Raw genomic sequence first — 19,783 nt, forward strand, 5'->3', positions numbered from 1 at the left:
CGCAGAGGTGACAGGGGCATGACAACGGAACACTTGGATGCCATCGGCATCGGTTGGGATGTAAGGGGCTGGCAGGGCAATGCCCAGGCGGTGGCCGTGGTGGGCTGGCAGGCCCGCACGCAGCAGTTGCACTGGCTCGGGGTCTCCCCCCTGTTCAGGTTGAGCTCCAGGGTGGCGCCGGATCTGGACGCCTTGCTGCGCCCGGCGCTGCAAGACGAGATGGCGCTGATGCAGGTGCTGGCCTGCCCGCGATTGGCGCTTGGCATCGATGCCCCGCTGGCCTTTCCCCGTGCCCTCGGCGAGTTGCTGGCGGGGAGGGGAGTCGAGTGCGCCGTCCCCCAGCGGGAGATAGACAACCCCTATGCCTATCGGGACTGCGAGCGCTGGCTGCATCAGCAATACGGCAAGAAGCCGCTGTCGGCCACCTTCGACAGGCTCGGCAACAACGCCACCCTGGCGCTCTCCATGTTGCCGCGCCTCGGGGATCTGCAGCTTGTGCCCAGGCTGGAGCCCCACGCCGATCGCGCCGTGCTGGAGGTCTATCCGGCCCTCGCCAAGGTAGCAGGCAAGGCCTCACCGGCCAGGGAGGAGATAGCAGCCTCCTTGCCACCTGATGTGGTGGCCGGGACGGATCGTTACGACGCCGCCCTCTGCGCCCTGATGGCGCTGCAATATGCCGCCGGTGGGGCCGTCGTCTCCCTGCCGGATCTTGTCTCTGCGCCCTCCGACTTCCCTCTGGACGAAGGCTGGGTCTATCACTTCGCAAGGCCTTAAGCCTTAACTACAAAGCCCGGGGTCCTTGGCCCCGGCTTGCCTGCCGTCGCGCCTCGCTGTTCTTCCTCGACTCTCTCTCCCGCCATCCGCCGCCTGGTATCAAAACGCTCTCATATGCCATCAAGCAAGGGTGTGAAGAAACCATATCACGCCGACGAGGCCGAGGCGGTCCTGGCTTGCCGGGTTGGGCAGGCGTGGGGGGAAGTTGGTGTAACACTCCATTGAATGGTCTTTTTGCCGCATAAATGGCGAGGGTTGCCGGGAATCGCTGGCAGAGCCCGCTCTGCATCCGATATATTGCCCGCTTTCCTCATGCTTCTTCAGTGGTGGTGTCGATGAAACGCATTCTCTCTATCCAGTCCCACGTGGTATTTGGCTGTGCCGGCAACAGCGCCGCCGTCTTCCCCATGCGCCGTCTCGGCATGGAGGTCTGGCCCGTCAATACGGTGCAGTTTTCCAATCACACCCAGTACGCGGCGGGATGGCAGGGGATGGCGATGCCCGCCGGCCATATCAGCGCCCTCTGTCAGGGGCTGATGGATATCGAGGTGCTGGGGCGCTGCGATGCGGTGCTGAGCGGCTACCTGGGATCGGCGGAGCAGGGGAACGAGATCCTGGCGGTGGTTGCGGCCGTCAAGGCGGCCAATCCGGCGGCCATCTATTTTTGCGATCCCGTCATGGGGCACCCGGAGAAGGGGTGCATAGTCGCCCCCGGCGTGACCCGCTTCCTCACCGAGCAGGCGCTGCCGGTGGCGGACATCATGGCCCCCAACCTGCTGGAGCTGGAGACCTTGTGCGGCGTCCACCTGACGACCCTGGCCCAGACCCGCGCCGCCGCTCACCAGCTGCTGGAAAGCGGCGTCAAGATGGTGCTGGTCAAGCACCTGGGGCGCGCTGCCAGTGATCCCGGCCGTTTCGAGATGCTGCTGGCCACCCCGCAGGGGGATTATCTCATCGCCCGGCCGCTCTACCAGTTTGCCCGCCAGCCGGTGGGGGTGGGGGATCTCATCAGCGCCCTGATGCTGGCCAACCTGCAGGCCGGATTTGATGCGGTGGCCGCCTTCGAGCGCACCAACGCCGCTGTCGATGAAGTGCTGCGCCAGACCTGGCAGGCGGATGCCTACGAGTTGCAGCTGATCGCGGCCCAGGCCGACTTCGCCGAGCCGCGGATCGCGCACAGGGCCGAGCGCCTGGCCGATGGTGTGGCGTGATGCCTCAGCCGTGATCGGCCAAGCTCATCCTGGGCTGATCAAGGTTGTACGGCCTGAAAATGCTCCACAGTGGGGAAGGGATCGTAGAAGTGATGGAGCAGCGCCTTCCACTCCTGGTACTGGGGGGAGCCGCGAAAGCCCTGGGTGTGATCCTCTAGCCGTTGCCAGTTGACCAGCAGCAGGTAGCGGTGTGAGTCGGTCAGTGAACGTTGCAGCTGGTGGCCGGCGTAACCGGGCAGGGTGCTGATGATGCGCTGGGCCTGGGCGAATGCCTGCTCGAAGGCGGCAGCCTGGCCTGGGATGATTTGCAGCGGGGCGACTTCCAATATCATGATGGCTCCTTGCCGTTTCTGGATGAAGGGGTCATTTGAGCAGTGAACGCGCCAATAAACAAGGCCAGCCTGGGGGCTGGCCTTGTTGCGTTGGGCTCTCGCCCCTCAGAGCTGCTTGTAGAAGAACTGGGTCGCCGCCAGGGTGCCGTCCGCGTTGCGGGCGAAGTCCGGGATCTGGCCGGCCTCCTGGTAGCCCAGCTGGCGGTAGAGGGTGGAGGCGATGTCGCCGACCCGGGTGTCCAGCACCAGCAGGGTGCGCCCGGCCTCCCGGGCCCCTTGCTCCATGGCCTGCATGAGGGCGCGACCCACCCCCTTGCCGCGGGCCTGGCTGTGTACCATCAGCTTCTCCACCTCGGCCCTGTGACCGCCGTTGGCCTTGGTGCACAGGGCGAGCTGCAGGGCGCCCACCAGATGGTGCTGATCGAAGGCCACCCAGAGTTTGCGCACCCCGTCGGCCAGCTCCCCTTCGATGCCTTGCCAGTACTCCAATCCCCGCTCTTCCTGCAGGGGCGGCAGGAAGCCCACCGAGGCGCCGCTGGCCACGCAATCTTGCAGCAGTGTGATCAACGCAGGCTTGATGCCTCTGGTGCTATCGACCTCAAGGATCTCCATTGAAACTCCTCTTCTTGTATCCAATTGCCAATCCATTCGGGATTAACGGTTCAATCTTGCTCTGTCAGCCAGTCTCACTGCGGAGGAGCTGGAAGGCTGTTCACGAGTCAGTTTTCTAGCGGATCAGCCCCTGCTCAGCCAGCCACTGGAACAGCAGGCGGGAGACAGGGGAGACCTCGCTCAGATGACGGCTGTCCAGCCAGCGCAGCTCGGCGATCTCCGCCGAGGCGGTGGGGCTGCCGTCAGCCTCCCCTGTGTAGCAGCGCAGCCTGACTTGCACCCCTTGCGGCTTGCCGTCGGCCTGGGCGCTGAACTCGCAGGCGAGGCGCAGGGTCTCGGGCTTGAGGCTGACCGCCAGCTCCTCCGCTATCTCCCGCACCAGGGCCGCCTCGTCGCTCTCGCCCGGCTCACGCTTGCCGCCGGGGATGTAATAGAGTGCCTTGCCGTGGGAGCGGGCACAGAGCAGTTGCCCCTCCTTGAAGGTGAGCCAGGCGAGTTTGTCGATCATGGGGCTGATTCCTCTTGTTTCCTCTTTTCACAGGTTCGAAGGTGAGCTGACTGCTCGCACAGGGTGCGATAGGAGCGGGTCTCCCGCATCTCGGGGCTGAGCCCCAGCCGGGCGGCCAGCGCCAGCAACTGCTCCCGGTAAGCGGGCAGTGCGGCCTCCTCGTCGGTCATGATGGCGAGCTCGGCAAAATCCCCTATCCCGGCAAGGCTGTCCAGGGTCAGGTGGAAGGGGCCAAGAAAGTAGATGCTGCGCCGCTTGGCGATGGTCAGCACCGGCTGGTAGCCCAGGGTGCGCACCATGCTGATGGCCTTGTCCGCATCCGTGATGTTGACCGCCTCGCAGCGATCGGGCCCCGGTCCCTTGACTATCCAGAGCCGGATGCCGGAGGGCGCCATGGTGCGGATCACCAGGCTCTTCTGCTCCCTCGCCAGGGCGCGGTCCGCCGTGTCGAAGTAGCAGTCCTGCTCATGATTGTCCGCCACCATCAGCTCGGGGCCGAGGGCCTCGAGAGCACGGAGGAAGGCCGCGCTATCCGCCAGGCGGTATTTGAACTCCACCTCGAAGCGACCCTGAAAATGTGTGGTCATGGCTCGGCACCGGCACCCAAACGGAAAATGAATAGGGCAGACTAGCAAAAGCGCGGGGCTCGCCCAAGCACCGGGATCACAGCTTGGCGCTGACTGCTCTCTTTATGACCATATGGTGAGGGAAAATCCGCCCTGGTGCACAGCTTGCGGCGGGGCGACTGGGCGCAGCCAGGGGGCTGTGCTCTAATAAGCTCCCTCTTTGGCGGTAGCCCTGCCGCCCTGAACATAGACAACGAGGCGGCGGCCCGGGCCGCGCCAATGGAGCCACAGATGCAGATCACTGAATTGAGCAACTTCATCGGATTGGGGGTGGCGGGCAACTTCGCCGGCCATCTGGAGCAGGCCGGCGAGGCGGCGGACTTCGTCGCCGTCAAGGTCGCGGACAAGGTTGCCCCCAAGGCGCTGTTCCCCTTCTATGTGCCAGGCCATCCGGGCCAGCTCGGCGTCTTCCCATTGAGCGGCGAGGCCATCTTCCTGCCAGAGGCGGCGGTGAGCGGCGACGAGAAGGTGCAAATCGAACCCGAAGTGGCGCTCTGGTGCGAGCTGGCGTACGACGGGGAGCAGGTGGTGGCCATACATCCCAAGGCGTTTGGCGCCTACAACGACTGCTCCATCCGTCGCCCCAACGCCAGGAAGATCAGCGAGAAGAAGAACTGGGGGGAGGAGAGCAAGGGGCTGGCGGCCACTCTGTTGCCCCTTAGCCATTTTGCCCCGGGTTGCGAGCTCGACGACTATCGCATCGCCTGCTACCTGGAGCGCGATGGCGAGCTGCATCCCTATGGGGTTGACAGCGCGGCTGTGGATTACAGCTACTTCCATCAGCAGCTGCTCGACTGGGCCATCGACAAGTTCAACCATCAGCAGGATGAGGGCCCGGCCGAGCATATCCAGGGGCTGCTGGCCCAGGCGGGGCGCCCGGCCCACGCCCTCATCAGCATAGGCGCCACCCGCTACACCCCCTTCGGCGAGACTCATTTCCTCGCCCCCGGCGACACCGCCTGCGTGGTGGTCTATCCGGCCAGCCGCTACGGCGAAGCGGATATTCGCGAGGCCATCCGCGCCCGCACCTTTGGCCCGGATGTCTCTGCCTTGCTCCAGGCAGTCAGGGTCCGTTGACCCCTTCCTTCCCCCACGCCCGTGGGGGAAGGTTTGCCCTCCTTTCCTCCTGGCCTGCTGCGCCGCCGTGCTTACATAACCCAATGCGTTGTTTTAACATTCAGCTCTTATTGCACCATTGCTAGAGACCCATGATGCTGGAGTTCAAAACGATCGGACTGTTCCTGATCACCGCGCTGGCCGAGATCGTCGGCTGCTATCTGCCCTACCTGTGGCTGACCCAGGGGCGGAGCGCCTGGTTGCTGCTGCCGGCGGGCCTGAGTCTCGCCCTCTTTGCCTGGCTGCTCTCCCTGCATCCGACCGCCGCCGGCCGTGTCTATGCCGCCTATGGGGGCGTCTATATCTTCGTGGCCATCCTCTGGCTCTGGGCGGTGGATGGGATCAGACCCACTGTGTGGGACTGGGTCGGTTCCGGCGTCGCCCTGACGGGCATGGCCATCATCATGTTTGCCCCCAGATCCGCATAGGGCGCAGGGGAATACAGAAGATCAGGAGGGTTGCCATTGTGCTGATTAGGGAGTGCAAGGAAGAGGATCTGGCGGGCCTGCTCAGTCTTTACGCCGAGCTCAGGCCCAATGATCCCGTGCTGGCGCCGTCGGTGGCGAGAGAGGCGCTGAGGCGACTGCTGGCCGAGCCTGGAGTACGACTCCTGGTGGCCGAGGTGGAGGGCCAGCTGGCCGCCACCTGTCAGCTCGGGGTGATCCCGACCCTGACCAACGGCGGCAGGCCCTTTGCCATCATAGAGCACGTGGTGACGGCCTCTGCGTTTCGGCGTCAGGGGGTGAGCCAGCAGCTATTGGCGCAGGCCCTGACCCTGGCCTGGGAGCTGGATTGCTACAAGGTGATGCTGCTGTCGGGGGAGGGGCGCGAAGGGGCCCATCGCCTGTACGAAAAGCTGGGCTTCAAGGCCGGCATCGAGAAGGGCTTTGTCATCAAGCAGGCCGAGGCCAGGGCAACCCCTGACGGCGCCCGGCCCCTGGGCCCGGCATTGGTCCTTTCACCACAGATTGAGTCATGAATCATGAAGATTGAACAAGCGGACGCCGGGGATTACCCGGCTTTGATTGCCCTCTGGGAGGCCTCGGTGCGCGCCACCCATCACTTCCTGCAAGAGGCGGATATCACCACCCTCAAGCCCCTGATCCTGGAGCACTATTTTGCGGCGGTGGATCTGGTCTGCGCCAGGGGAGAGGAGGGGGAGATAGCCGGTTTTTGCGGTGTGCACGATGGCAACATCGAGATGCTCTTCATCGCCCCCGAGGCGAGAGGACGCGGGGTCGGCCGCCTGCTGGTGGCCCACGCCATCCACCGGCAAGGGGCGAGACGGGTGGACGTCAACGAGCAGAATGCCCAGGCCCTCGGCTTCTATCAGCACCTGGGTTTCGGGGTGATGGGGCGCTCTCCCCTGGATGGCCAGGGCAAGCCCTATCCCCTGCTGCACATGACCCTGGCCGCCGAGTAAGGGCGCCAGAGCATAAAAAAACCGCCCTCGTGAAGGGGGCGGTTTTTTTTGTGTCAGGTCGGCAACAGCTTGCCTTACTCCTCGCTGGAGTTGTCCTGATAGTCATCGCGCTGGGCCTTGGGCAGGCGGCGCATGGGGGTGAAGCCGATGTCTTCCCCCACGACCTCACGCTTGCGGGCCGGAGCCGGCTTCTTGGAGCCGTCCCCTTTGGCCTTGCCCTTGCCTTTGGCCCCGTCAGGCTTGCCTTTGGCATTGTTGCTCTTGGCGTTGGCATGGCCGCGGTCACGGGGCGGGTTTTGCACCGGCTTGCTGCCTGGCAGGGTCTGGCGGCTCGGCTTGCCGCTCGGCTCGTACCCTTCCAGGATCTCCACTGTCAGGGATTGGCCGATCAGGGCCTCGATATCCTTGAGCTGGCCCAGCTCGTCCTGGCTCACCAGGGAGATGGCCTCGCCGCCACGGCCGGCGCGACCGGTGCGGCCGATGCGGTGGATGTAATCCTCCGCCATCTGGGGCAGCTCGAAGTTGATCACGTGGGGCAGCTGATCGATGTCCAGGCCGCGAGCGGCGATGTCGGTGGCGACCAGTACCCGCACCTTGCCCTCACGGAAATCGGCCAGCGCCCGGTTACGGGCACCCTGGCTCTTGTCGCCGTGAATGGCGACGGTATTGAGGCCATCTTTTTGCATCTGCTGGGCGAGGCGGTCGGCGATCTGTTTGGTTCGCACGAACACCAGCACCCGCTGCCAGTTGCCACGGCCGATCATGTGGGAGAGCATCTCGCGGCGGCGTTCCCGGTCGACCTGGATGACGCGCTGGGTCACCTGATCGGCGGCAGTGTTGCTGGGATCCACCTCGATCAGGGTGGGGTCATTGAGCAGATCATCTGCCAGCGCCTTGATGTCATTCGAGAAGGTGGCGGAGAAGAGCAGGGTCTGTCGCTCGTCCGGCAGCGCCTTCATGATGCGGCGAATGTCGACGATGAAGCCCATGTCGAGCATTCTGTCCGCTTCATCCAGCACCAGCACTTCCAGGGAGCTCAGGGTGAGAGCCCCCTGGGTCAGCAGATCCAGCAGGCGGCCCGGGGTGGCGACCAGGATGTCGACCCCGAGCTTGATGGCGTCCAGGTTCGGCTTGATGCTGACGCCGCCGTAGGCGATCAGGGTGCGGAACGGCAGATGGTGGGCGTATTTGATGATGCTCTCGCCCACCTGGGCGGCGAGCTCCCGGGTCGGGGTCAGCACCAGGGCGCGGACCTGACGGCGGCCGCCACGGCCGTGGTTGGCCAGCAGACGGTGCAACATGGGCAGGGTGAAACCGGCGGTCTTGCCTGTGCCTGTCTGGGCGCCGCCCAGCACGTCCTGACCGGCCAGAATGGCCGGGATGGCTTGCTGCTGGATGGGGGTGGGTTGTTCGTAACCCAGCTCCTTGACGGCCCGCAGTATGTGCGGTGACAGACCCAGTTCATTGAATGACATGTTCGAGAGAAACTCCGAGCCTTGGGCTCAACGGGTGACGACAGCCTGGGCCCGTCACGACATGGAAGAAGGTGGGTAGCGGGTCAGGGCAGGGCCTGATCCCTTCATGCCCGTCCCGCGGGCGCTACGACACGAAAAAGATAATGGGCGCGTAATATAGCAGAAGTGACGCAGGCACGCAGTAACGGCGTCACGAATGAGGACCCGGGGCACAAAGGGGCTGCGCCGAGTCCGATTGGAGAGGGCCATGGCCGTTCGTCGCCCGGGGGGCCCGGCTCACAGCAGCCCCTGGATGGCCCCCGCCAGATCCTCGGGTTTGGTCTGGGGGGCGAAGCGGTCCACCACTCGGCCCTCCCGATCGAGCAGGAACTTGGTGAAGTTCCACTTGATGGCCTCGCTCCCGAGCAGCCCGGGCTTTTGCTGCTTGAGCCAGCGGTAGAAGGGGTGGGCCTGCTCGCCGTTGACCTCGCACTTGGCCATCAGGGGGAAGCTCACCGGGTAATCCAGCGAGCAGAAACGGGCTATCTCCTCGGCATCCCCGGGCTCCTGGTGGCCGAACTGATCGCAGGGGAAGCCGAGGACCACCAGGCCCTGCTCACCAAACTGGCGATGAAGCGCCTCCAGCCCGGTGTATTGGGGGGTGAAGCCGCAACGGCTGGCCACGTTGACCACCAGCAGGACCTTCCCTTGCAGGGCGTCACCGGGAAACTCGCTGCCATCGAGTCGTTGCAGAGGAATGGTGGGCAAGGGCATGGCGCTCTCCTAGGTCATGGATGCAGAGGGAGACCCGTTTCGGGCCTTGTTTTCACGTTAGCGGGCCCGGTGCGGCGGGGCAAGGGGAAATCGGCGCCCGGGGTCAGTCCCTTATTGATGGCGGGACTTCTCAAGAGAAGCAATCCGGTTTGTGCCGATGGGGGGAAGTCGCTACAAAGCGCACTATCTCCACTCGCTGCGAGTCAATCTTGGACTATCAAGCCGTCATGGATGCCATTTACACCCGGGGATGGGTGATTGTGGATGATTTCTTAACCGCCTCCGAGGTGGATGCCTTGCGGACCTGCCTGCCGGGGGAGTGGCAACCTGCGGGGATAGGTCGGGAGGGGTTGCATCAGGGCAATCCGGCGATCCGCCGTGATCAGATCCACTGGCTGGATCCCTCCCTGGGCGCCCCCGTGGCCGACTATCTGGCCCGCATGGAATCCCTGCGTCTGGCGGCCAATCGCAACCTGATGCTGGGGCTGTTCGACTACGAGGCCCACTTCGCCCGCTACCGCAGCGGCGACTTCTATGCGACTCACCGCGACGCCTTTGCCGGGCGCTCCAACCGCCGCCTCACCTCGGTGTTCTACTTGAACAACGGCTGGCAGCCCCAGGCGGGCGGCGTGTTGCGGGTCTATGACAACGACGAGCAGTTTCTGATGGATGTCTCCCCCAAGGGGGGGCGGCTGGTGCTCTTCCTGTCGGAGGAGTTTCCCCACGAGGTGCTGCCCGCGAGCGAGGAGCGTTACAGCATCGCCGGCTGGTTTCGGGTCAATGGCAATGGCGCCGGTCGGGTAGATCCCCCTCGCTGAGTCCGTTTCGTCCCGTTTTTGACACAGGCGCCTCTTTTTACGGGCCAGAATGGGGGGATGGCGGCCCCATCGGCTGACAAGGCTTCCTCTCCCTTGCTACACTGGCCGCACTTATGTTCGTATCTGGCTTCGCCCGTTGTTTGGTGCGCAGGTCGCGCAGCCGGATTTTCCCCGGCCATGACGAAGCCGCTTCTCCCAAGGGATCACATCTAATGAAGAACATGCATGTCTTGCTGCTGTGCGGCGGCGGTGGCGCCGAGCACGAAGTCTCTCTGCGCAGTGCCAATTTCCTCGAACAACAGCTCGGTCTCCTGCCTGGGGTCGAAGTGACCCGGGTCGAGATGTTCGCCGACCGCTGGCTCAGTGCCGACGGCCGCGAGTGCAAGCTGGGGCTGGACAAGCTGCTCTCCTTTGACAGCGTGGCCCGTCCGGTGGACTACGTGGTGCCCTGCATCCACGGCTATCCGGGTGAGACCGGCGATCTGCAATCCTTCCTCGAGCTGGCGGGCCTGCCCTATCTGGGGTGTGACGCCGAGGCGAGCAAGATCTGCTTCAACAAGATCAGCACCAAGCTGTGGCTCTCCGCCATCGGCATCCCCAACACCCCCTATCTGTTTTTGACCGAGCAGGGTGACGAGGCACTCGCCGAGGCGAGAGCCGCGCTGGCCAAGTGGGGCAAGGTGTTTATCAAGGCTGCCTCGCAAGGGTCATCCGTGGGCTGCTACTCCGCCAGCAACGAGGCCGAGCTGGTGCAGGGGATCAAGGATGCCTTCGGTTACTCCGAGCAGGTGCTGATCGAAAAAGCGGTCAAGCCCCGCGAGCTGGAAGTGGCTGTCTACCAGTACGGCGACGAGCTGGTGGCCACCTATCCCGGGGAGATCTGCGTGCCCCAGGACAAGTTCTACACCTATGAAGAGAAGTACAGCAGCGCCAGCCACACCGAGACGGCGCTCAAGGCCGAAGGCTTGACCCAGGCCCAGTCTGACGCCATTCACGCCTACTCCCTCAAGGCCTTCCGTCAGCTGAAGTTGACCCATCTGTCGCGTATCGACTTCTTCCTGACCGAGGATGGCGAGATACTGCTGAACGAGATCAACACCTTCCCGGGCATGACCTCCATCTCCATGTTCCCGAAACTGCTGGAGCATCACGGTCACAGCTTCGCTCGCTTCCTCGAGCAGAATCTGCGCCCCGTCTGAGGGCGCCGACAAGGCATAGCAACAAGCGAGGGGCCCAAGGGCCCCTCTGTCGTTGTTGCGCTGTCGTCATGGCCCTCAGGGTTGCTGGCAATCCCCGGGGAATAGAGTGAACAGCAAAATGTTCGCCCCTTGTGGATTGGCAATGAGCGCCAATCTAGCGCTGTCATCATGACCCTCAGGGTTGCTGGCAATCCCCGGGGAAGGGGGTGAACAGCCAAATGTGCGCCCCTTGCGGATCGGCGATGAGCGCCATGCGCCCGACTGTTGGGATGTCCATGGCGGGCACCACCAGGCTGCCGCCATGCTGGGCCACCCTGGCCAGCCTGGCATCGACGTCATCCACCGCTATGTAGGTCGCCCAGTGGGGCGGCACGCCAGCCATCTGGGGGTTGTCCCGGGTGGATTGCACTCCGGCCACCGGTCGGCCGTTGACCACCAGCATGGGGTAGTTGCCTCCCTCCATCTCCATGAGCTGACTCTCCCAGCCGAGCACCTCGGCGTAGAAGCGGATCCCGGCCTCGCCGTCGGGCACATAGAGCTCGTGCCAGGTAAAGGTGGATCCTTCGGCCAGGGCGTGCTCCCTGGCCATGTCTGGTTCTGCCATCTTCTCCTCCTGTGTCCCATCGGCCTTCCCGTGCGTGGGATGATGGGATGAGGACCAAGTATAGAGCGGCGCGTTGGGCCGAGCGTCTTGCGGGGCAGATGCCGCGCACCTTGCCCCCGGCAGACCCGCTCGCTACAATCTGCCCCCTTTTTCCCGCAGACCCTGTCGCCGAGCCGCGCCCCATGAAGCCCATCCCCGATCATGCCGTCAATCGCCTGCGCATCTGGCGCAAGAGCATCTCTACCCGTCCCTTTCTCGCCCGTGGCGGCAGCGTGCCCCGCTGCGAGGCCTGCCAGCTGCGTCATGCCTGGTGTGCCTGCGAGTGGCGCCCCGAGCTCAAGGCCGAGGCGGGCTTCTGCCTCTTGATGTATGACAGCGAACCCATGAAGCCGTCCAACACCGGCCGTCTCATCGCCGACGTCTTGCCCCAGACGACCTGGGCCTTTCTCTGGAAGCGCACCCAGCCCCATCCCGAGCTGCTGGCCCTGCTGGCGGATCCCGCCTGGCAGCCCTATGTGGTGTTCCCCGCCTGCGAGAAGAACCCGGCCCGGGTGACCGAGCGGGTGGCCCTGGCCCCTGGCAAGAAGCCGCTCTTCATCCTGCTGGACGGCACCTGGCCCGAGGCGCGCAAGATGTTCAACATGAGCCCCTATCTGGATGGCTTCCCCGTGCTGTCGGTGCGGCCGGACGCGCTTTCCACCTATGGCATGCGGGTCGCCCACTGCGATGAGCACCTGTGCACCGCCGAGGTGGCGGCCTGCGTGCTGGAGGTGGCCGGTGAGCTGCAGGCAGGCCAGGCGTTGCAACATTGGTTCAATCTGTTCAGCAGCCGCTATATGGCAGGCAGGGTGAGTCGGGCCCCCGGCGAGGACGAGACCTCGCTGTTGCAGGCCCTGGAGGCGATCAAGGGGGAGGTTGCCGAGTCTGCCGCTGAGCGGGGCGGGGCCAGCGTGGCAACCCTGGTTTAACCGGCTCGGCTGAATGGCGAAGGTAGGGGATGGGCATCATCGGACAAGCAGATCGCCCCAATTGCCGTGCCTGTGATCAGGAATGGATGGAATTGGATTCACCACCTGCCACTGTTTCGTTCGCTTTGGCAGACGATGGCAAGGCAGTGTCCACATTGATGAAAATCAGGAGTTGAATCGATCGTCTGCCACTGTGTCGTTCGCTTTGGCAGACGATAGCAAGGCAGTGTCCACATTGATGAAAATCAGGAGTTGAATCGATCGTCTGCCACTGTGTCGTTCGCTTTGGCAGACGATGGCAAGGCAGCGTCCAGATTGATGAAAATCAGGAATCAGTTGGCTGCCATTGTTTCGTTAGCCTCATGAGCCTGCCCCCGTTAGGATAGCGACCTGCATTGTGCTCAAACAGGACACCCGGGGTTGCCGCGGGTGGCCGCATCACACGAGGTTTATGGATGGAACTGGAACTGTACACCCTGGTTGCCCTGTTCGGGGTCGCCCTTATCGCCGGCTTTATCGACGCCATCGCCGGAGGCGGCGGCCTGCTGACGGTGCCGGCCCTGCTTGCCACCGGCATGTCGCCCGCCCTGGTGCTCGGCACCAACAAGCTGCAGAGCAGTTTCGGCTCCTTCTCCGCCACCTGGTTCTATGCCCGCAAGGGGCTCCTGGAGTGGGCCATCATCTGGCCGGCGGTTATCTGCACCTTCATCGGGGCGGCCATCGGCACCCTGGCGGTGCAGACCATAGACGCCGCCATCCTGGAGCGCCTCTTGCCCTTCCTGCTGATGGCGTTCGCCTGCTACTTCTATTTCTCCCCCAGGGTGAGCGATGCGGAGAGCCAGCGCCGTCTCACCCCCATGCTGTTCGCTTTGCTGGTGGGGGGCGGGGTCGGTTTCTATGACGGCTTCTTCGGCCCCGGCACCGGCTCCTTCTTCGCCATCGGCTTCGTGGCCCTGGCAGGCTTTGGCATGGCCAGAGCCACTGCTCACACCAAGCTGCTCAACTTCACCTCCAACATCGCCTCCCTGCTGTTCTTTGCCCTCGGCGGCAAGGTGGTGTGGAGCGTGGGCTTCTGCATGGCGCTGGGCCAGTTCATCGGAGCCCGTTTCGGTTCCAAACTGGTGTTGAAGAAGGGGGTGAAGCTCATCAAGCCGCTGCTGGTGACTGTCTCCCTGGTGATGTCCGCCAAGCTGGTGTGGAGTCAGTACCCCGAGCTGTTCAGCTGGCTCGTCTGAGTCATTTCTAGCCTTGGCTCACCCGGGCGAAGTGGGCCCGGATCCCCTCGACCAGGCGCTGGATCCGCGCCCGCTTGAGGCTGCTCGGCCGATAGACCAGGTGCAGCGGGCGCGCCAGCCCAGGCAGGGCGCGCGCCCTTTTCCCCTGATCCCCCACCAGGGCCAGCAGTCCGGCCGGCAGCAGCACCGGGCCTATGCCCGCCTTGGCCAGCTCGATCAGCGCCAGGTAGGAGTCGAGCTCCATGGCCGGCACCAGCCCGAGCGCGGCCAGGGGATCCCGCAGATAGCGATTGGAAGGGTTCTCCAGATCCATGGTCAGGATCTTGCGCACCTTATCCTGCACTAGGGTTTCCTCACCCAGATCTCTTTGTGTCAACGGCTTGCCACTCGCCCTGTCTGGCGAGGCAACCCTGTGATCCGGCTGCGCCGCCTCCTGATCGTCTCCCACCAGATAGAAGGGCTCCTCCAGCAGCAGCTCGGCACAGAGGCCGTGGCCGGGGGGCAGCCGACCGGCGCAGATGCCGAGCAGGGCATCGCCACCGCGCACCCGCGTCAGTATCACCGGGGTGTGGTGAGTGGAGAGTGCAAGGTGAGGATCTTGCTCAAGGTAGTCGTGCATGAAGCGTGCTAGGTAGCCCGCCAGCAGGGTCTCGGAGCAGGCGACGGGCAGGGGGGTCTGGTCGGTGAGGGTCTGGCTGTCCGCCAGCACCCCCTTCATCTCCGCCAGGCTCGGGGCCACCCGGGCGAGCAGCTCCCGGGCCTGGGGGGTGAGGCGAGTCTGGCGGCCATCCGGCTCGATGAGCCGCTTGCCAAGGCGCTGCTCCAGCTGGGTGATGCGCTTGCTCACCGCCGACTGGCTGATATAGAGGCGGCTCGCGACCTTGGCCATGGTGCCCTCGCTCGCCAGCAGGCAGAGTGTCTCCAGCCCTTCCAGTAACATGCTTCCTCCGTTCAACCTCTGTTGGGAGGGGTTACCTTAGGGGCTGCTGGCATCAGGGGCAAGTACCGTCTGTCACCCGTGACAGCGGCCAGCGCCACCTCTTGACGGGCGGGGCGAAGATCACCAGGTTGCCGATAAGGCTCACCACCACACCCAGGATGGAGACCGTCTGCCAGACGAAGCCCTCATACAGGGTGGAGAGGCTCAGCGCCACCAGGGGAAACAGCACAGTAGCATAGGCCGCCTTGCTGGCGCCGATGCGCCCCACCAGGGTGAGGTAGGCGGTGAAGGCGATGACGGAGCCGAAGATGGCCAGATAGACCATGGCCGCGAGGTAGCGGGGCTCGGTCGGCAGGGTCAGGGATTGACCGAGCACCATGACCCAGCCCAGCAGCAGCACTACCCCGTACACCATGCCCCAGGGCACCATCTGCAACACCTGATAGCCCTGGCGCTGGCCGCGAGCCGAGACAAGGTTCCCGAGGGAGAAGCAGAGGGTCCCCGCACAGGCAAACAGCAGCCCCTTCCAGCCGTTTGCACCCAGTTGCGCATCCGCCAGCACGGGCCAGAACAGCAGCAGTGTGCCAATGAGTCCCAGCAGGGACCCCTGCAACCAGCGCATGCCGGGGCGCTTGCCCTCGAACAGCCAGAGGTTGAGGCCGTTGAAGATGCTGGCGCTGGCGAAGATCACCGCCGACAGGCCGCTCGGTATATAGAGGGTGGCGTGGTAGAAGCAGAGAAAGTTGGTGGAGAAGAGCAGGGCGCCGAGCAGGGCCGCATAACGCTGGCCCGCCCAGGGCAGGCGCGGGAACTTGCCGCTTAACGTGAGCAGGGCAAAGAGCGCCAGCGCCGCCAGGGCGAAGCGGTAGAGCACAGAGACCTCGATGGGAATGGGGCCGAGCTGCCAGGCGATGGCGATCCAGGTGCTGCCCCAGATGAGGACGGTGGAAACATACAGCAGGAGGTTCATAAGCGGATCCGGGCAAAAGGGGAGTGACATGGGGATCAGCATGGGCCTGATGGCGTGAGCTGGCTTGCACCATCTTGCGGTTTTTTGTGGCCGGCTGCAGCGCTGGGCGAGCCACCGCGATAAGATGTCGGCACGGGAACAAGGATGAGGCAGACAGGTGCAACAGAGACGACAGGCGGGGGTGTTCGATGCCCTGGTCAGCACGGGGGCACGGCTGGAGGACTCCTGCTGGCTGGAGCCCGGGCTCGGGGTGGCCAGCTGGCGCAACCGCTACGATCAGACCCGCTACCACAAGCCGGGTCACCACACCATCAGCGTCTATCTGCAGGGGGGCGAGCAGACCGAGCGCCTCGACGGTCCCGGCGGCCACGGCGGCACCGGCAAGGTGTGCATCATGCCGGATCACCACAGATCCGAATGGCTGGTGCGCGAGGAGTTTCGCTTCTTCCACCTCTACTTCACCCCCGAGCACCTCTGCCGCATCGCCGAACAGGTGTGCGACAAGGAGGGGCGCCACCTGGTGTTGCAGGACAAGACCTTCATCGAGGATCCCCAGGCCGCGGCCCTGGTGCAGGCGCAGCTGATGAAGCTGGACTGGCAGCACGGGGTCGATCGCATGGCGCTCTCCCACGGCGCCTGGATGCTGATGTTACACGCCTATCGCCACCATACCCGTGAAGCGCCTGGGCTCCCCGAGGTGCGGGGCGGCCTGGCACCCGCGGTGATCCGGCGGGTGCAGGAGTATCTGCTGGCCCACCTGGCCGAGCCCGTCACCTTGAGCGAACTCGCCCGGGAGGCGGGTCTGAGCGAATATCACTTCGCCCGCATGTTCGGCCAGAGCCTGGGTTGCCCGCCCCATCGCTACCTGCAGGAGCTCAGACTCCAGCGGGCCAAGCAGTTGCTGGCGGGAAGCGATCCCCTGGCCAGCATCGCCGCCCAGTGCGGCTTCTCCTCCCAGGCCCATTTTGGCAATCGTTTTCGGGAGGCGTTCGGCCTGAGCCCGGGTCAGTGGCGCGCGCAATTGTCATTCTCCTGTCACAGATAACGCTGAGACTCTGGGTGAAAGAGGTGTACCCTCTACCACTTACCCATAAAAAGGAATGCCCATTGAATCATCGCAAACGTCAGACCCGCACCCGCCACCTCTGGTTCAGCCACTGGAATGCCCCTCAGGATCGCGCCTGCCTGCCCACCCCTCCCGAACCCGTAGTGCCTCACAGTTCCCGCTGAAAACCCCAAGACCCGATAGGATTTTCCCGGCAACTTTGCCACTATTGCGCCATCAGGATGGACTGGATATGGCCGCATGTTTCTGGAACGCATTGAAGTCAAAGGTTTTCGCGGGATAAATCGGCTCTCGCTCGGGCTGGATCACACCACTGTTCTCATCGGTGAGAACGCCTGGGGCAAGTCCAGCCTGCTGCGTGCCCTCTGGTGCCTGCTGGGGGATGCCGAACCCTATCAATTCAGTCGCGATGATTTCCATCAGCCCGAAGACCCCGAGCTGAGCCCATCGCGCACCCTGCAACTGGTGCTCACCTTCAGCGAGTACCGCCCCCAGATGTGCCAGCACTCCCGCCGATTGGCGCGCCTTGGCGCGGCCTGGATCCCCCACAGGGACAAGTTCCACCGTATCCACTATCGCGCCAGCGCCGAGCTGCTGGACGATGGCAGCGTGCAGAGCACCCATGACTTTCTCGACGGCATCGGCAAGAGCCTGGCCATCGACAACAACGCGGAGCTGGTGCGCCTGCTCATCACCATGAACCCGGTGTTCCGGCTGCGGGATGCCCGTACCGCCCGCGACGGCATAGAGCAGCTGCCCTGGGACGATCTCTCCGAGCAGCGGCTCGGGGAGCTCGCCGGCAAGCTGACCGACGAGCCCCAGCGCATCGGCGAACCCGAGCTCAAAGAGGCGCTACAGGCGGTGCAGCAGTTGATGGAGCACTACTTCAGCGCACTGGCCCCCATCAAGCACAAGCCCCGCAGCCAGCGGGAGATAGTCAATCGCCCCATGACCCTGCGCAACCCCGGCAACTTGCAGGTGTTGCTGCGCAGCGCCGACAACCGGGCCCTGCAACTGGCCATGGCAGGCATGGCCGCCATGCTGCTCCATGCCCGCGGCAACCGCGAGCTGGAGGAGGGGGCCAGGCCCATACTGATGCTGGAAGATCCCGAGAGCCGCCTGCACCCCACCATGCTGGCGCTGGCCTGGGGCCTGCTCGAGCAGTTGCCCGGCCAGAAGCTGCTCACCACCAACTCGGGGGATCTGCTCTCTTCCCTGCCGCTCAACCAGGTGCGCCGCCTGGTGCGCCGCCAGCATGACATCCTCTGCCATCAGCTAGGGGGGGAGCGCTACAGCAGCGACGACTTGCGCAAAATCGCCTTTCACGTGCGGATCAACAGACCCATGTCGATGTTTGCCCGCTGCTGGTTGTTGGTGGAGGGGGAGACAGAGATCTGGCTGCTCTCCGAGCTCGCCCAGATCTGCGGCTACAGCCTGCGGGCGGAAGGGGTGCGCATCATAGAGTTCGCCCAGTGTGGCCAGGCCCCCCTCATCAAGGTGGCCCGCGACTTTGGCATTGAGTGGCACCTGCTCACCGACGGCGACGAGGCGGGCGCCAAGTACGCGAGCTCCGCCCGCTCCCTGCTCAAGGGGGAGCGGGAGCGGGACAGGATCACCCAGTTGCCCTCGGCGGACATAGAGCACTACCTCTACCACAACGGATTCGAGGCGGTGTTTCGGCGCGAGGCCGGGGTCGGGGGGCGCTCCACCCTCAACGCCGGGCGCATCATCTCCAAGGCCATTCACCATCGCAGCAAGCCCGGCCTGGCCCTGGCCGTGGTGGAGGAGGCGGAGCGCCTTGGCAGCGAACACATTCCCCCCATGCTCAAGCAGATGTTCGCGCGAGTGGTCGCCCTGGCCCGCGGCCAGAGCTAGTCTCGCAGGCGTTGGGGATGGGGGCGGGTTTGGGTATACTCGCCCCTCGTTTTTTTGTTGCCGGGGCCCTTGGGCCCTGTCCTCTGTTTGCTGCCGGAGACCCTATGTTCGTCCAACTTCCTTTTTGGCTCTTTTCCCTGACCGGCCTGATGGCCCTGGGGGCCCTGATCGCGCTCGGGATCGTCTTGTGGCGCGGGGATCTCTGCCCGGGCCAGCGCTCGCGGATCACCAACCAGCTCTTCTCCATCTGGGTGATCACCGGCCTCTCCCTGATGCTGGGGATCGAAGCCGGGGTGACCGGCTGGCTGATTTGGTGCGGGGGCGCCGCCCTTATCCTGGGGATAGTGCTGTCCCTGGCCCAGTCCCGCCTCGAGGGCAAGCGCGCCATTCCAGCCAGCCTGCTGTGGCTGCCTGCCATGCCGCTCGCCCTCTATGGCCTGGGCCTGCTGCAGATCCAGGGCTGGCTGAACGGGGCACTGCAGATGGTGCTGCTGGGCTCGGCCTTCGCACACCTGATGCTGCTGCGTGCCCGCCACCGTCTGCAAGCCTTCAACCTGCTGCTGCCGCTGGCGGGGCTGCTGGCCGCCATGCTGAGCCTGATCTGGCTGGCGGTGCTGGTGAGCGGGCAGGACAATGGCGCCGGGCTAGATGCCCTGATCCCCGGGGTGCTGACCCAGGCGGGCTTGCTCATCGCCGCCCTGCTGCTCTGGTTCAGCCCAATCTACCGGCAGCAGGAGACGGCCCCCGTGGTGTTGTCCGTGACCCTGTGCGGTCTCATCATCGCCCAGATAGCGGCGACCAGCGTGCTGCACCAGCTGGCCTGAGTCGCCCCAGGACAAGCCAGGGAGTAAGCCCGCGTCTGTGATCGGCGCGGGCTTTTTAACACATATAGAGAGGGGGGAGCACGCCGGATCCGGTAACCTGGCCTGGCAACTGAGGGCCTCGAGCGGCAAGGGGAACACCTAGTTGACTGAAAAAACTACGGTTTGTTGCAAAAGAACACAGCATGTGGTGGTTTAATCCCCGGATAAACTTTTTTTAGGATAATTACTTGCAATCTCAGCGTTGGAGCCTATTATTGGCCACCTCAGACGCGGGGTGGAGCAGCTCGGTAGCTCGTCGGGCTCATAACCCGAAGGTCGTCGGTTCAAATCCGGCCCCCGCAACCATCTGAGTGTCGACATCGAAAACACCCACAGGGTGACAGCTGATGAAGACGATTCGAACTGGCTACTGCTCGGCCACTTCGGAAAAAATACGGACGCGGGGTGGAGCAGC

Annotated in this window: 23 protein-coding genes and 1 tRNA gene; 15 read left to right on the forward strand and 9 right to left on the reverse strand. The window is 64.3% G+C overall.

What is annotated here, in order from left to right; all coding sequences use genetic code 11:
• Positions 1-18: 18 nt before the first annotated feature.
• Both G4923_RS18185 and pdxY read left to right on the forward strand, forming a co-directional pair.
• Positions 19-774 (forward strand): DUF429 domain-containing protein, encoded by a 756-nt coding sequence (locus tag G4923_RS18185; protein WP_163137893.1) that lies wholly within the window; start codon positions 19-21, stop codon positions 772-774.
• 335 nt (positions 775-1,109) lie between these two features.
• Positions 1,110-1,985: a pyridoxal kinase PdxY gene (pdxY, locus tag G4923_RS18190; protein WP_163137894.1), complete on the forward strand. Its 876-nt coding sequence runs from the start codon at positions 1,110-1,112 to the stop codon at positions 1,983-1,985.
• Between the two features lie 38 nt (positions 1,986-2,023).
• On the opposite strand, the gene G4923_RS18195 is transcribed toward pdxY, so the two are convergent.
• From G4923_RS18195 to G4923_RS18210, 4 genes are all read right to left on the reverse strand, one after another.
• Complete coding sequence (locus tag G4923_RS18195) at positions 2,024-2,317, reverse strand: antibiotic biosynthesis monooxygenase family protein (protein WP_025327104.1); 294 nt, start codon at positions 2,315-2,317, stop codon at positions 2,024-2,026.
• Positions 2,318-2,422: 105 nt separating this feature from the next.
• Entirely contained in the window at positions 2,423-2,929 is a 507-nt protein-coding gene (locus G4923_RS18200) for a GNAT family N-acetyltransferase (RefSeq protein ID WP_106886678.1), read from the reverse strand.
• Between the two features lie 115 nt (positions 2,930-3,044).
• On the reverse strand, positions 3,045-3,437 hold the full coding sequence (locus tag G4923_RS18205) for an NUDIX hydrolase (RefSeq protein ID WP_163137895.1): 393 nt from the start codon (positions 3,435-3,437) through the stop codon (positions 3,045-3,047).
• Positions 3,434-4,024, reverse strand: a complete 591-nt coding sequence (locus G4923_RS18210; RefSeq protein ID WP_163137896.1) for a class IV adenylate cyclase — start codon at positions 4,022-4,024, stop codon at positions 3,434-3,436. Before G4923_RS18210 ends, G4923_RS18205 begins: the two co-directional genes overlap by 4 nt.
• A 270-nt stretch (positions 4,025-4,294) precedes the next feature.
• Here G4923_RS18210 and G4923_RS18215 point away from each other — a divergent pair, with 270 nt between their 5' ends.
• From G4923_RS18215 to G4923_RS18230, 4 genes are all read left to right on the forward strand, one after another.
• Positions 4,295-5,140, forward strand: a complete 846-nt coding sequence (locus G4923_RS18215) for a DUF5718 family protein (protein WP_163137897.1) — start codon at positions 4,295-4,297, stop codon at positions 5,138-5,140.
• 134 nt (positions 5,141-5,274) lie between these two features.
• Positions 5,275-5,607, forward strand: a complete 333-nt coding sequence (locus tag G4923_RS18220) for a YnfA family protein (protein ID WP_139745331.1) — start codon at positions 5,275-5,277, stop codon at positions 5,605-5,607.
• Positions 5,608-5,642: 35 nt separating this feature from the next.
• Positions 5,643-6,158 carry a GNAT family N-acetyltransferase gene (locus G4923_RS18225; protein ID WP_163137912.1) on the forward strand — a complete coding sequence of 172 codons (516 nt, stop codon included), beginning with the start codon at positions 5,643-5,645 and terminating at the stop codon, positions 6,156-6,158.
• Between the two features lie 3 nt (positions 6,159-6,161).
• Positions 6,162-6,602 carry an acetyltransferase gene (locus tag G4923_RS18230; protein WP_163137898.1) on the forward strand — a complete coding sequence of 147 codons (441 nt, stop codon included), beginning with the start codon at positions 6,162-6,164 and terminating at the stop codon, positions 6,600-6,602.
• Between the two features lie 74 nt (positions 6,603-6,676).
• Here G4923_RS18230 and G4923_RS18235 read toward each other — a convergent pair whose 3' ends face one another.
• Both G4923_RS18235 and G4923_RS18240 read right to left on the reverse strand, forming a co-directional pair.
• Positions 6,677-8,077 (reverse strand): DEAD/DEAH box helicase, encoded by a 1,401-nt coding sequence (locus G4923_RS18235; RefSeq protein WP_163137899.1) that lies wholly within the window; start codon positions 8,075-8,077, stop codon positions 6,677-6,679.
• A 276-nt stretch (positions 8,078-8,353) separates the two neighbouring features.
• A complete protein-coding gene (locus tag G4923_RS18240) occupies positions 8,354-8,830 on the reverse strand; it encodes a glutathione peroxidase (protein ID WP_106887938.1) in 477 nt (158 codons plus the stop codon).
• A 209-nt stretch (positions 8,831-9,039) separates the two neighbouring features.
• Between G4923_RS18240 and G4923_RS18245 the strand changes: the two genes are divergently transcribed.
• Both G4923_RS18245 and G4923_RS18250 read left to right on the forward strand, forming a co-directional pair.
• A complete protein-coding gene (locus tag G4923_RS18245; RefSeq protein ID WP_163137900.1) occupies positions 9,040-9,648 on the forward strand; it encodes a 2OG-Fe(II) oxygenase in 609 nt (202 codons plus the stop codon).
• Between the two features lie 212 nt (positions 9,649-9,860).
• Positions 9,861-10,847 (forward strand): D-alanine--D-alanine ligase, encoded by a 987-nt coding sequence (locus tag G4923_RS18250; RefSeq protein WP_106886684.1) that lies wholly within the window; start codon positions 9,861-9,863, stop codon positions 10,845-10,847.
• A gap of 175 nt (positions 10,848-11,022) precedes the next feature.
• Here G4923_RS18250 and G4923_RS18255 read toward each other — a convergent pair whose 3' ends face one another.
• A complete protein-coding gene (locus G4923_RS18255) occupies positions 11,023-11,451 on the reverse strand; it encodes a VOC family protein (protein WP_163137901.1) in 429 nt (142 codons plus the stop codon).
• A 182-nt stretch (positions 11,452-11,633) separates the two neighbouring features.
• Here G4923_RS18255 and G4923_RS18260 point away from each other — a divergent pair, with 182 nt between their 5' ends.
• Both G4923_RS18260 and G4923_RS18265 read left to right on the forward strand, forming a co-directional pair.
• A complete protein-coding gene (locus tag G4923_RS18260) occupies positions 11,634-12,419 on the forward strand; it encodes a tRNA-uridine aminocarboxypropyltransferase (RefSeq protein ID WP_163137902.1) in 786 nt (261 codons plus the stop codon).
• Between the two features lie 455 nt (positions 12,420-12,874).
• The gene (locus G4923_RS18265) at positions 12,875-13,654 is read left to right on the forward strand and encodes a TSUP family transporter (RefSeq protein ID WP_163137903.1); all 780 of its coding nucleotides are present in this window, start codon (positions 12,875-12,877) and stop codon (positions 13,652-13,654) included.
• A 7-nt stretch (positions 13,655-13,661) separates the two neighbouring features.
• On the opposite strand, the gene G4923_RS18270 is transcribed toward G4923_RS18265, so the two are convergent.
• On the reverse strand, positions 13,662-14,594 hold the full coding sequence (locus G4923_RS18270; RefSeq protein WP_163137904.1) for a LysR family transcriptional regulator: 933 nt from the start codon (positions 14,592-14,594) through the stop codon (positions 13,662-13,664).
• A gap of 52 nt (positions 14,595-14,646) precedes the next feature.
• On the reverse strand, positions 14,647-15,564 hold the full coding sequence (locus G4923_RS18275) for a DMT family transporter (RefSeq protein ID WP_163137905.1): 918 nt from the start codon (positions 15,562-15,564) through the stop codon (positions 14,647-14,649).
• Between the two features lie 157 nt (positions 15,565-15,721).
• Between G4923_RS18275 and G4923_RS18280 the strand changes: the two genes are divergently transcribed.
• The 5 genes from G4923_RS18280 to G4923_RS18295 all read left to right on the forward strand — a co-directional run bounded on the left by G4923_RS18280 (position 15,722) and on the right by G4923_RS18295 (position 19,674).
• Positions 15,722-16,609 carry a helix-turn-helix domain-containing protein gene (locus G4923_RS18280; RefSeq protein WP_163137906.1) on the forward strand — a complete coding sequence of 296 codons (888 nt, stop codon included), beginning with the start codon at positions 15,722-15,724 and terminating at the stop codon, positions 16,607-16,609.
• Between the two features lie 62 nt (positions 16,610-16,671).
• Positions 16,672-16,794, forward strand: a complete 123-nt coding sequence (locus G4923_RS21380) for a hypothetical protein (protein ID WP_262110571.1) — start codon at positions 16,672-16,674, stop codon at positions 16,792-16,794.
• Between the two features lie 76 nt (positions 16,795-16,870).
• The gene (locus G4923_RS18285; protein WP_106886689.1) at positions 16,871-18,505 is read left to right on the forward strand and encodes an ATP-dependent endonuclease; all 1,635 of its coding nucleotides are present in this window, start codon (positions 16,871-16,873) and stop codon (positions 18,503-18,505) included.
• 104 nt (positions 18,506-18,609) lie between these two features.
• Positions 18,610-19,329: a hypothetical protein gene (locus G4923_RS18290; RefSeq protein WP_163137907.1), complete on the forward strand. Its 720-nt coding sequence runs from the start codon at positions 18,610-18,612 to the stop codon at positions 19,327-19,329.
• A gap of 268 nt (positions 19,330-19,597) precedes the next feature.
• Positions 19,598-19,674, forward strand: a tRNA-Met gene (locus tag G4923_RS18295).
• Positions 19,675-19,783: the final 109 nt, after the last annotated feature.

This window comes from Aeromonas rivipollensis (assembly GCF_010974825.1).
In the GTDB taxonomy this organism is placed as follows: domain Bacteria; phylum Pseudomonadota; class Gammaproteobacteria; order Enterobacterales; family Aeromonadaceae; genus Aeromonas; species Aeromonas rivipollensis.